Annotated in this window: 12 protein-coding genes; all 12 read left to right on the top strand. The window is 45.1% G+C overall.

What is annotated here, in order from left to right; genetic code table 11:
* Positions 1-24 precede the first annotated feature (24 nt).
* The 12 genes from accB to recN all read left to right on the top strand — a co-directional run bounded on the left by accB (position 25) and on the right by recN (position 11,665).
* Positions 25-504, top strand: a complete 480-nt coding sequence (gene accB / locus bslm_RS11715) for an acetyl-CoA carboxylase biotin carboxyl carrier protein (RefSeq protein WP_003230252.1) — start codon at positions 25-27, stop codon at positions 502-504.
* 11 nt (positions 505-515) lie between these two features.
* Entirely contained in the window at positions 516-1,868 is a 1,353-nt protein-coding gene (accC, locus tag bslm_RS11710; RefSeq protein WP_046381175.1) for an acetyl-CoA carboxylase biotin carboxylase subunit, read from the top strand.
* 20 nt (positions 1,869-1,888) lie between these two features.
* Entirely contained in the window at positions 1,889-2,296 is a 408-nt protein-coding gene (gene yqhY / locus bslm_RS11705; protein WP_003230254.1) for a fatty acid biosynthesis protein YqhY, read from the top strand.
* A gap of 263 nt (positions 2,297-2,559) precedes the next feature.
* On the top strand, positions 2,560-2,955 hold the full coding sequence (nusB, locus tag bslm_RS11700) for a transcription antitermination factor NusB (protein ID WP_003230256.1): 396 nt from the start codon (positions 2,560-2,562) through the stop codon (positions 2,953-2,955).
* Positions 2,956-2,966: 11 nt separating this feature from the next.
* Entirely contained in the window at positions 2,967-3,818 is an 852-nt protein-coding gene (gene folD / locus bslm_RS11695; RefSeq protein WP_014480234.1) for a bifunctional methylenetetrahydrofolate dehydrogenase/methenyltetrahydrofolate cyclohydrolase FolD, read from the top strand.
* Between the two features lie 137 nt (positions 3,819-3,955).
* On the top strand, positions 3,956-5,302 hold the full coding sequence (xseA, locus tag bslm_RS11690) for an exodeoxyribonuclease VII large subunit (protein WP_033881196.1): 1,347 nt from the start codon (positions 3,956-3,958) through the stop codon (positions 5,300-5,302).
* Complete coding sequence (locus tag bslm_RS11685; RefSeq protein WP_003226409.1) at positions 5,299-5,553, top strand: exodeoxyribonuclease VII small subunit; 255 nt, start codon at positions 5,299-5,301, stop codon at positions 5,551-5,553. The genes xseA and bslm_RS11685 overlap by 4 nt, the downstream gene beginning before the upstream one ends.
* Positions 5,543-6,433 carry a polyprenyl synthetase family protein gene (locus tag bslm_RS11680; RefSeq protein ID WP_003230262.1) on the top strand — a complete coding sequence of 297 codons (891 nt, stop codon included), beginning with the start codon at positions 5,543-5,545 and terminating at the stop codon, positions 6,431-6,433. Before bslm_RS11685 ends, bslm_RS11680 begins: the two co-directional genes overlap by 11 nt.
* Before the next feature lie 174 nt (positions 6,434-6,607).
* Positions 6,608-8,509: a 1-deoxy-D-xylulose-5-phosphate synthase gene (gene dxs, locus bslm_RS11675; RefSeq protein WP_003245985.1), complete on the top strand. Its 1,902-nt coding sequence runs from the start codon at positions 6,608-6,610 to the stop codon at positions 8,507-8,509.
* Entirely contained in the window at positions 8,506-9,351 is an 846-nt protein-coding gene (locus tag bslm_RS11670; protein ID WP_003230264.1) for a TlyA family RNA methyltransferase, read from the top strand. Before dxs ends, bslm_RS11670 begins: the two co-directional genes overlap by 4 nt.
* Before the next feature lie 97 nt (positions 9,352-9,448).
* A complete protein-coding gene (gene argR / locus bslm_RS11665; protein ID WP_003230265.1) occupies positions 9,449-9,898 on the top strand; it encodes an arginine repressor ArgR in 450 nt (149 codons plus the stop codon).
* 36 nt (positions 9,899-9,934) lie between these two features.
* Complete coding sequence (gene recN / locus bslm_RS11660) at positions 9,935-11,665, top strand: DNA repair protein RecN (RefSeq protein ID WP_003230267.1); 1,731 nt, start codon at positions 9,935-9,937, stop codon at positions 11,663-11,665.
* Positions 11,666-11,795 lie beyond the last annotated feature (130 nt).

Here is an 11,795-nt window from a genome sequence, read left to right as displayed (position 1 = left end):
TTTCATACATAGGAGTGCGATTGAATGTTAAATATCAAAGAAATCCACGAGCTGATTAAAGCAATTGACGAGTCTACAATTGACGAATTCGTATATGAAAATGAAGGTGTATCCTTAAAACTGAAAAAACATGAAGCAGGTACGGTTCAAGTCATGCAGCAGGCACCGGCAGCACCTGTACAAGCACAGGCTCCGCAGGCAGTTCAGCCGCAAGCGCAGCAAGCAGCGGCACCTGCCCAAGAAGCACCAAAGCAAGATGAGAATCTGCATAAAATCACTTCACCAATGGTAGGAACATTTTATGCTTCTTCATCACCGGAAGCTGGCCCGTATGTAACAGCCGGTTCAAAAGTAAATGAAAACACAGTTGTCTGCATTGTAGAAGCGATGAAGCTTTTCAACGAAATCGAAGCAGAAGTGAAAGGCGAAATCGTTGAAGTATTAGTAGAAAACGGCCAGCTGGTCGAATACGGACAACCTCTATTTCTTGTAAAAGCGGAGTAAGGAGACTTAACATGATTAAAAAGCTATTGATCGCCAACAGAGGAGAAATTGCTGTCAGAATCATCAGAGCCTGCAGAGAGCTCGGAATTGAGACTGTCGCTGTTTATTCAGAAGCTGATAAAGATGCCCTTCATGTTCAAATGGCCGATGAAGCTTTTTGTATCGGACCGAAAGCATCAAAAGACAGCTATTTAAACGTTACAAATATTGTGAGTGTTGCAAAGCTGACTGGCACGGACGCCATTCATCCGGGATACGGATTTTTAGCTGAAAATGCTGATTTCGCTGAATTATGTGAAGAAGTGAATGTCACGTTTGTCGGCCCGAGCGCTGACGCCATTTCAAAAATGGGAACAAAAGACGTTGCGCGGGAAACGATGAAACAGGCCGGCGTGCCAATCGTACCGGGTTCACAGGGAATTATAGAAAATGTGGAAGAAGCGGTTTCGCTTGCTAATGAAATTGGGTATCCTGTAATTATAAAAGCCACCGCAGGCGGAGGCGGAAAAGGAATTAGGGTTGCCCGCACTGAAGAGGATCTGATTAATGGCATTAAGATTACACAGCAGGAAGCGGCAACTGCATTCGGAAATCCAGGTGTATACATCGAAAAATACATAGAAGATTTTCGCCACGTTGAGATCCAAGTGCTTGCTGATAACTACGGAAATACGATCCATTTGGGCGAACGCGACTGCTCGATCCAAAGACGCCTGCAAAAGCTTTTGGAAGAATCACCATCTCCTGCCCTTGATTCAGAAATCAGGGAGCAGATGGGAGATGCAGCGGTAAAGGCTGCAAAAGCGGTTGGCTATACAGGTGCTGGAACAGTTGAATTTATCTATGACTACAATGAACAGCGCTATTACTTCATGGAAATGAACACGAGAATTCAGGTAGAGCACCCAGTCACAGAAATGGTGACGGGAACTGACCTGATCAAGGAACAAATCAAAGTGGCATCAGGAATGGAACTGAGCCTCAAGCAAGAAGATGTTGAATTTGAAGGCTGGGCCATCGAATGCCGAATCAACGCAGAAAACCCAAGTAAAAATTTCATGCCGTCACCTGGTGAAATTAAAATGTACCTGCCTCCTGGCGGTCTTGGTGTCCGTGTCGATTCAGCTGCGTACCCTGGCTATTCCATCCCACCGTACTATGACAGCATGATTGCAAAGGTCATCACATACGGAAAAACGAGGGATGAAGCGATTGCCCGCATGAAGCGCGCATTGAGCGAATTCGTCATCGAAGGCATTGAGACAACAATCCCTTTCCATTTAAAACTGCTTGAACACGAAACATTTGTGAGCGGAGAGTTTAATACGAAATTTTTAGAAACATATGATGTAATGGGCTCATAATTTTTACGGAGGTGAATTGAATGAAAGACAACAGCTTGCTTAAAATGGATCACGAAGATACGCATTTGGGTAAGGTTGAGATTGCACCGGAGGTCATTGAGGTCATTGCCGGAATTGCAGCATCAGAAGTTGATGGGGTTGCCGAAATGCGCGGAAACTTTGCGACAGGCGTCGTTGAGCGCTTTGGCAAAGTGAATCATGGCAAAGGTGTCAAAGTCGACCTGGCGGATGACGGAATTACGATCGATGTATACTGTGTCGTTACATTTGGCGTTTCGATTCCGAAAGTTGCAGCATCCGTTCAGGAAAACATTCGTCAAACCTTATTAAATATGACGTCTCTTTCGATTAACGAGATCAATATTCACATCGTCGGCATTCAATTTGACACAAAAGCCCAAGAAGTCCAAATCGACGAAGAAATGTAAATGGCTTAACACGAAACCAAGGGGAGGGCGGCCCTTTGGTTTTTTTACACGTTACCCTTTATTTCAAAGCATGAAGAAAGCCGGCTTACATAGCCGAGTTTCTTCATGAACGTGAAATCCGAATAATCATATTAAGGTGTGTGAAAATATTCGGTAATAGGGTAAAAAAACCTTGATTTCAATATGCGGATACGAAAAAAATATGTTATGATCTCTTTGTGGCTTAACGACAAGCGGATAAAGAGGATCAAAGGAGAAAGAAAATGAAAAGAAGAACAGCAAGAGAAAAAGCTTTGCAGGCACTATTTCAAATTGATGTCAGCGATATTGCAGTGAATGAAGCCATAGAACACGCACTGGATGAAGAAAAAACAGATCCTTTCTTTGAACAGCTTGTACACGGGGTATTGGAACACCAAGACCAGCTGGATGAAATGATCTCCAAGCATCTGGTGAATTGGAAGCTCGATCGGATTGCCAATGTTGACCGTGCGATTTTGCGCCTGGCAGCATATGAAATGGCATATGCCGAAGACATTCCGGTGAATGTCTCCATGAACGAAGCGATTGAGCTGGCAAAACGGTTTGGTGATGACAAAGCGACAAAGTTTGTAAACGGGGTTCTTTCTAACATTAAATCTGATATTGAACAATCATAGGAGGAAAGAAAATGACTGCAACAATCATCGACGGAAAAGAAACGGCTAGAGAAAAACGCGAACAATTGGCAAAAGAGGTAGAAGAGCTTAAAAAGCAAGGCGTCACTCCCGGACTGGCGGTTATTTTGATTGGAGATGATCCTGCTTCTCACTCTTACGTGCGAGGAAAGAAAAAAGCGGCAGAAACAATGGGAATGAATTTCAAGCTCGATCAATTTGACAGCAGCCTCACAGAAGCTGAACTGCTTTCCATTATTGATCAATATAACCAAGACCCTGAGTTTCATGGCATTCTCGTTCAGCTTCCGCTCCCAGACCATATTTCTGAAAAAGCGGTGATCGAACGTATCTCCCCTGATAAAGATGTAGACGGTTTTCATCCGTTAAACGTAGGGAAAATGCTGCTTGGCGAAGATACGTTTCTTCCTTGCACGCCTCATGGAATTGTTGAGCTTTTGAAGAAAATCAATATTGACCTTTCCGGTAAAGAGGTTGTTGTAGTCGGCCGAAGCAACATTGTCGGCAAACCTGTCGGCCAGCTTTTATTAAATGAAAACGCGACGGTTACTTACTGTCATTCAAGAACAGAAAATATTACTGAACATACGAAAAAAGCGGACATCCTGGTGGTGGCAGTCGGCAGAGCCAACTTCATCAGTGCAGACCAGATCAAAGAGGGCGCTGTTGTCATTGACGTCGGCGTTAACCGTCTGGAAAACGGAAAGCTTTGCGGAGACGTTGAATTTGAAGGGGCAAAGGAAAAAGCGTCCTTCATCACGCCGGTTCCGGGCGGAGTAGGTCCGATGACCATCACGATGCTTGCGCATAATACTGTTAAATCTGCGAAACGTACGTTATCATAGATAATTGGAGATATTCACAGGCGAAATGTTTACCCGCCTTGAATATGAGCACGATACCCGCTTCTTCAGGCTCCTAAAGCCAGGGCGGGTTTTCTTTAGTTATGGTGCAGGAATGCTTAGGAGAGGAGTTTTTAGACATGGGTGAAGCAGCGTATGTTACCGTCTCAGCGCTGACAAAGTATATAAAACGAAAATTCGATGTAGATCCTCACCTTGAAAATATTTGGATTAAAGGCGAATTGTCGAATGTAAAGATACACACACGAGGGCATATTTATTTCACTTTAAAAGACGAAAACGCAAGAATGCAGTCGGTGATGTTCGCGAGACAAAGCGAGCGTCTGCCTTTTAAACCTGAAAACGGAATGAAAGTGCTGGTCAGAGGCGGAATTTCCGTATATGAACCGAGCGGAAACTATCAATTATATGCCAAAGAAATGCAGCCTGACGGGGTTGGAGCGCTTTATTTAGCGTACGAAGAATTAAAAAAGAAGCTTGCCGGAGAAGGTTTATTTGACGACCGCTACAAAAAACAAATCCCCGCATTTCCAGCCACAATCGGGGTTGTGACATCTCCAACGGGTGCCGCTGTCAGAGACGTTATTACAACTCTAAAAAGAAGATATCCCCTTGTAAAAGTCATTGTTCTTCCAGCGCTCGTACAAGGTGAAAATGCGAGCAGATCCATCGTTACGCGCATTGAAGAGGCAAATGAAAAAGAGATTTGCGACGTATTAATTGTCGGGAGAGGCGGCGGTTCGATAGAAGAACTGTGGGCATTCAATGAAGAAATTGTAGCACGCGCCATCTTTGCTTCCAATATTCCGATTATATCGGCAGTCGGACATGAGACGGATTTTACGATCAGTGATTTTGTCGCCGATATCAGAGCCGCGACGCCGACAGGAGCAGCTGAGATTGCTGTGCCTCATACCACTGATTTAATCGAACGGGCAAAAACAGCGGAAGTCAGAATGACAAGAGCAATGCAGCAGCACCTCGGCCAGAAAAAAGAACGGATTCAAACGCTGCAATCGTCCTATGCCTTTCGTTTTCCAAAGCGTTTGTATGCGCAAAAAGAGCAGCAGTTTGACCTCGCGTACCAGCAGTTTCAAGCACAGCTGACCGCTCTTTTAGATCGGAAAAGCAGACAGCTGGAGCGTGAAACGTACAGATTAGAGGCACTGCATCCTCATGAACAGCTGAAACAAGCGAGAACACGATACCAGGAACAAACAAATCAGCTGAGAAAAAATATGAATATCCAAATGAAGCAGCTGCATTCCCAATTTCAAACCGTTCTTGGCAAGCTGAATGCACTAAGTCCTCTTCAAGTGATGGAAAGAGGATACAGCTTGGCTTATAAAGAAGATAAACTCATTAAAAGTGTCAGTCAAATAGAAGAGCAGGACCGGCTTGAAGTCAAGCTGAAGGATGGCGTGCTGACCTGTGAAGTATTAGAAAAGAGAGGGGAAGAAAAATGACAGACGTGAAAAAAAATGAAAACATGACATTTGAAGAAGCGATGAAAGGGCTTGAGAGCATTGTATCAAAGCTTGAAGAGGGAGATGTGCCTCTAGAGCAAGCCATTAACTATTTCCAAGAAGGCATGGCTCTGTCAAAAATGTGCCATGAAAAGCTGCAAAAAGTCGAAAAGCAAATGGACTTCATTTTAAAAGAAGACGGCGAACTGGCACCTTTCAGTGTTCAGGAGGAAGACGAAGGTGACAAATAAATTAACGAGCTTTCTGGCGGACCGGAAAAAAACAATTGAAAATCAGCTTTCTGTCTATACAGAAAAGCTTGATATGCCGGACTCATTAAAGAAATCTATGCTATATTCTCTACAGGCCGGCGGAAAGCGGTTGCGGCCTCTGATTGTACTGGCTGTTTTAAATGCATATGGAAAAAGCGAAAAAGACGGCATTCCGGTGGGCTGTGCTGTCGAAATGATTCACACGTATTCGTTAATTCATGATGATCTTCCATGCATGGATGATGACGATTTGCGCCGCGGGAAGCCGACAAACCATAAAGTGTTTGGTGAAGCGACGGCAGTATTAGCGGGTGACGGGCTGCTCACAGAAAGCTTTAAGCTGATTACCTCCCACGTGTCAGACGAGGTGTCAGCAGAAAAGCGCCTGCGGCTTGTGAATGAACTGATTTCAGCGGCAGGCACCGAAGGCATGGTCGGTGGGCAAGTAGCTGATATGGAAGCGGAAAACCGACAAGTCACGCTTGAAGAGCTCGAATCCATTCATGAACGGAAAACTGCCAAGCTCCTTGGCTTTTGTGTAATCGCCGGTGCTATTTTGGCTGATGCGCCTGAGGAAGACATTGAAACACTGCGTACCTTCAGCAGCCACATTGGAATCGGATTTCAAATCAGAGACGATATTTTAGATTTAGAAGGCAGTGAAGAGAAAATCGGCAAACGTGTCGGCTCGGATACCACAAATGACAAATCGACATACCCGTCGCTTCTTTCATTGGAAGGGGCCAAACATAAATTGGATGTTCATATAAAAGAGGCGAAGCGATTGATCGGCGGACTCTCTCTTCAAAAAGACCTTTTATATGAGCTTTGTGATTTAATTGCGGCAAGAGATCACTAAAACGATCCTAATTTGAAGCGGCTGCACGAGGTATGGTAAAATGTAAGCAGTTTATATGAAAAATGAAAAGGAAAAGCGCGTTTGTCTTTTTTTATGTCTGAGATTATTGTCAGCTCGGCATGCAAAAGACATGTATCATTGCAGAAATTCATGCTGAAAGTGAGTTGATCCGCTTTGGATCTTTTATCAATACAGGACCCGTCGTTTTTAAAAAACATGTCCATTGATGAATTAGAGAAATTAAGTGATGAAATCCGTCAGTTTTTAATTACAAGTTTATCCGCTTCCGGCGGCCACATCGGCCCAAACTTAGGTGTCGTAGAGCTTACTGTTGCCCTGCATAAGGAATTTAACAGCCCGAAAGACAAATTTTTATGGGATGTAGGCCATCAGTCGTATGTCCATAAGCTGCTGACAGGACGCGGAAAAGAATTTGCGACGCTTCGCCAGTACAAAGGGCTTTGCGGATTTCCAAAGCGGAGTGAAAGCGAGCACGATGTTTGGGAAACCGGGCACAGCTCGACTTCTCTGTCAGGCGCGATGGGAATGGCAGCTGCCCGTGATATTAAAGGAACGGATGAATATATTATTCCGATCATTGGTGACGGCGCGCTGACCGGCGGTATGGCGCTCGAAGCCCTTAACCACATCGGCGACGAGAAAAAAGACATGATTGTCATCCTTAATGATAATGAAATGAGTATTGCGCCAAACGTCGGTGCCATTCACTCTATGCTCGGACGGCTCCGCACTGCGGGGAAATACCAGTGGGTCAAAGATGAGCTTGAATACTTATTTAAAAAGATTCCGGCAGTTGGGGGCAAGCTTGCCGCCACGGCGGAACGGGTCAAAGACAGCCTGAAATACATGCTCGTCTCCGGAATGTTTTTCGAGGAGCTCGGTTTTACGTATTTGGGCCCAGTGGACGGACATTCTTATCATGAGCTGATTGAGAATCTTCAATACGCCAAAAAAACGAAAGGCCCTGTTCTTCTGCACGTCATTACGAAAAAAGGGAAGGGGTACAAACCGGCTGAGACCGATACGATTGGGACATGGCATGGTACCGGACCATATAAAATTAATACCGGTGACTTTGTAAAGCCGAAAGCCGCAGCTCCTTCGTGGAGCGGTCTTGTCAGCGGAACTGTGCAGCGAATGGCGCGCGAGGACGGACGCATTGTAGCCATTACGCCGGCTATGCCTGTCGGTTCAAAGCTTGAAGGCTTCGCAAAGGAATTCCCTGACCGGATGTTCGACGTAGGAATCGCAGAACAGCATGCCGCAACAATGGCTGCAGCTATGGCAATGCAGGGTATGAAGCCGTTTTTGGCGATTTACTCAACCTTCCTGCAAAGGGCATATGACCAAGTTGTTCATGACATCTGCCGCCAAAACGCTAATGTGTTTATTGGAATTGACCGTGCTGGACTCGTTGGCGCTGATGGAGAGACACATCAAGGCGTGTTTGATATTGCGTTTATGCGCCACATTCCAAACATGGTCTTAATGATGCCGAAAGACGAAAATGAAGGCCAGCACATGGTTCATACAGCACTTAGCTATGACGAAGGCCCGATAGCAATGCGTTTTCCGCGCGGAAACGGACTCGGCGTAAAAATGGATGAACAGTTGAAAACGATTCCGATCGGTACGTGGGAGGTGCTGCGTCCAGGGAACGATGCTGTCATCTTAACATTCGGCACAACAATCGAAATGGCGATTGAAGCAGCCGAAGAGCTGCAGAAAGAAGGCCTTTCCGTGCGCGTTGTGAATGCGCGTTTTATTAAGCCGATTGATGAAAAGATGATGAAGAGTATCCTAAAAGAAGGCTTGCCAATTTTAACAATTGAAGAAGCGGTCTTAGAAGGCGGTTTCGGAAGCTCGATTTTAGAATTCGCTCATGATCAAGGTGAATATCATACTCCGATTGACAGAATGGGTATACCTGATCGGTTTATTGAACACGGAAGTGTAACAGCGCTTCTTGAGGAAATTGGACTGACAAAACAGCAGGTGGCAAATCGTATTAGATTACTGATGCCACCAAAGACACACAAAGGAATTGGATCATGACGTCAAAGAAAGAACGATTAGATGTATTATTAGTGGAAAGAGGGCTGGCGGAAACGCGTGAAAAAGCCAAAAGAGCCATTATGGCGGGGATCGTCTATTCAAACGAAAACCGCTTGGACAAGCCTGGAGAAAAAATTGACCGCGACCTTCCGTTAACTGTCAAAGGAAACCCGCTGAGGTATGTGAGCAGGGGCGGCTTAAAGCTCGAAAAAGCGTTGAAGGAATTTCCCGTCTCTGTCAAAGATAAAATTATGATTGATATTGGCTCCTCCACCGGCGGTTTTACGGACTGCGCTTTGCAAAATGGAGCTAAACAGTCATACGCTGTGGATGTAGGCTATAATCAGCTTGCATGGAAGCTTAGACAGGATGAACGGGTCGTCGTGATGGAACGGACGAACTTTCGTTATGCAACACCGGCAGACTTTACAAAGGGCATGCCGGAGTTTGCCACAATTGATGTGTCCTTTATTTCACTGCGGCTCATCCTGCCTGTCCTAAGGACTTTGCTCGTACCGGGCAGCGACTGCATGGCTTTAGTTAAGCCTCAGTTTGAAGCGGGACGGGAATCCGTCGGCAAAAAAGGGATTGTTAGAGATCCTAAAGTGCATGCTGATGTGCTCAAGCGAATGATCAGTTTTTCTGCCGCTGAAGGCTATATCTGTAAAGGCTTGTCATTTTCTCCAATCACGGGAGGAGACGGAAATATTGAGTTTCTCCTTCATTTGCATTGGCCGGGAGAGGGACAGGAAGGCCAGGAACTGCCGGAAGAAGAGATCATGCGCGTTGTAGAAGAAGCACATAAGACGTTAAAAGAAAAAAAAGCAGATGTACCGGAATAATAGGGCGCTATTATTCCTTTTTTCTGCATTCATGTACAATGTGCAGAGAATCATATAACATAAAAGAACAGATAAGCTTGGAAATAGAGGTGCTTACATGAACAAAGGCCAGAGGCATATTAAAATCAGAGAGATCATTACAAGCAATGAAATCGAAACGCAGGATGAATTGGTCGACATGCTAAAGCAGGATGGATACAAAGTAACGCAGGCCACGGTATCACGGGATATTAAAGAACTTCACCTTGTAAAAGTGCCTACAAATAATGGTTCTTACAAATACAGTCTTCCGGCGGACCAGCGTTTCAATCCGCTGTCAAAGCTAAAGCGGGCATTGATGGACGCATTTGTGAAAATAGACTCAGCAAGCCATATGATTGTGCTGAAAACGATGCCGGGCAATGCCCAGGCAATCGGGGCGCTGATGGACAATTTGGACTGGGATGAAATGATGGGGACCATTTGCGGAGATGATACGATTTTAATTATTTGCCGGACTCCTGAAGATACAGAAGGCGTAAAAAACAGGCTCCTTGAACTGCTGTAACAGAAAATCTAACAAAGATAAGAGGTGTAATGCTGTTTGTTAGCTGAACTATCGATTAAAAACTTTGCCATTATTGAGGAACTGACGGTTTCTTTTGAACGCGGGCTTACGGTTTTAACAGGAGAAACCGGAGCCGGCAAATCCATCATCATAGATGCCATTTCTCTTTTAGTCGGAGGCCGCGGATCATCTGAATTTGTTAGATATGGGGAAGCAAAAGCCGAACTTGAAGGGCTGTTTCTGTTGGAGAGCGGCCATCCTGTTTTAGGCGTATGCGCTGAGCAGGGAATCGACGTTTCAGACGAAATGATCGTCATGAGAAGGGATATCAGCACGAGCGGGAAAAGCGTTTGCCGTGTCAATGGCAAGCTTGTCACGATTGCTTCACTAAGAGAGATCGGCAGGCTTTTATTAGATATTCACGGGCAGCACGATAACCAGCTGTTAATGGAAGACGAAAATCATCTCCAGCTTTTGGACAAGTTTGCCGGGGCCGAAGTGGAAAGCGCGCTCAAAACGTATCAGGAAGGGTACCAGCGGTATGTGAAGCTGCTCAAAAAGCTTAAGCAGCTTTCTGAAAGCGAACAGGAAATGGCCCATCGTCTTGATCTTATTCAATTTCAGCTCGAAGAAATCGAATCGGCAAAGCTTGAGCTTAACGAAGATGAACAGCTCCAAGAAGAGCGCCAGCAAATTTCAAACTTTGAGAAGATATATGAGTCGCTGCAAAATGCATATAACGCGCTTCGCAGTGAGCAGGGCGGATTGGACTGGGTTGGAATGGCATCAGCGCAGCTTGAAGATATATCTGATATAAACGAACCGCTGAAAAAAATGTCTGAAAGTGTTTCGAACTCCTACTATTTGCTTGAGGATGCCACATTTCAGATGAGAAATATGCTGGATGAGCTTGAATTTGATCCGGAACGCCTGAACTATATTGAGACGCGACTTAATGAAATCAAACAGCTGAAACGAAAATACGGTGCCACTGTTGAAGACATTTTGGAATATGCTTCTAAAATTGAAGAAGAGATTGACCAAATTGAAAACAGGGACAGCCACCTTCAAAGCTTGAAAAAGGAGCTTGACTCCGTCGGCAAAGATGTCGCAGTGGAAGCGGCAAATGTGTCACAAATCCGAAAAACATGGGCGAAAAAGCTGGCTGATGAGATTCATCGGGAATTAAAAAGCCTGTACATGGAAAAATCAACTTTTGATACGGAATTTAAGGTCAGAACAGCGTCACGCAATGAAGAGGCGCCGCTTGTAAACGGCCAGCCCGTTCAGCTGACTGAACAAGGGATTGACCTGGTGAAGTTTTTAATTTCAACCAATACAGGCGAGCCGCTGAAATCCCTTTCGAAAGTCGCTTCAGGTGGAGAGCTGTCACGGGTGATGCTTGCCATAAAAAGCATTTTTTCCTCACAACAGGATGTGACATCGATCATTTTTGACGAGGTTGATACCGGTGTAAGCGGCAGGGTCGCACAGGCAATCGCTGAGAAGATCCATAAGGTGTCAATAGGTTCACAAGTGCTGTGCATTACACACCTGCCTCAGGTGGCTGCCATGGCCGATACGCATCTTTATATTGCGAAGGAGTTAAAAGACGGTAGAACGACGACACGTGTCAAGCCGCTGTCTAAGCAGGAAAAGGTAGCGGAAATCGGGCGCATGATTGCAGGTGTCGAGGTAACCGATTTAACGAAACGCCATGCGAAAGAACTTTTAAAACAAGCGGATCAAGTCAAAACAACTGGGTAAGCTGCGCGAGAAGCGCAGCTTATTTTTTTCGTGCACATCCATTCGTTCATCAGTATATCCAATGTTTTTCTTCATATGACAGTTATAAATAAGCCGTCAGAAGGCAAAATTAAATGATGTAGCAGCAAGT

The sequence above is a fragment of the Bacillus sp. LM 4-2 genome (assembly GCF_000978495.1).
Classification (GTDB): domain Bacteria; phylum Bacillota; class Bacilli; order Bacillales; family Bacillaceae; genus Bacillus; species Bacillus subtilis.
This window is presented reverse-complemented; position numbering and strand designations above follow the sequence as displayed.

What these genes read in the sequence shown, in the direction of transcription:
- accB (WP_003230252.1), top strand. Translation starts at nt 25, where the DNA reads ATGTTAAATATCAAAGAAATCCACGAGCTGATTAAAGCAATTGACGAG.
- accC (WP_046381175.1), top strand. Translation starts at nt 516, where the DNA reads ATGATTAAAAAGCTATTGATCGCCAACAGAGGAGAAATTGCTGTCAGA.
- yqhY (WP_003230254.1), top strand. Translation starts at nt 1,889, where the DNA reads ATGAAAGACAACAGCTTGCTTAAAATGGATCACGAAGATACGCATTTG.
- nusB (WP_003230256.1), top strand. Translation starts at nt 2,560, where the DNA reads ATGAAAAGAAGAACAGCAAGAGAAAAAGCTTTGCAGGCACTATTTCAA.
- folD (WP_014480234.1), top strand. Translation starts at nt 2,967, where the DNA reads ATGACTGCAACAATCATCGACGGAAAAGAAACGGCTAGAGAAAAACGC.
- xseA (WP_033881196.1), top strand. Translation starts at nt 3,956, where the DNA reads ATGGGTGAAGCAGCGTATGTTACCGTCTCAGCGCTGACAAAGTATATA.
- bslm_RS11685 (WP_003226409.1), top strand. Translation starts at nt 5,299, where the DNA reads ATGACAGACGTGAAAAAAAATGAAAACATGACATTTGAAGAAGCGATG.
- bslm_RS11670 (WP_003230264.1), top strand. Translation starts at nt 8,506, where the DNA reads ATGACGTCAAAGAAAGAACGATTAGATGTATTATTAGTGGAAAGAGGG.
- argR (WP_003230265.1), top strand. Translation starts at nt 9,449, where the DNA reads ATGAACAAAGGCCAGAGGCATATTAAAATCAGAGAGATCATTACAAGC.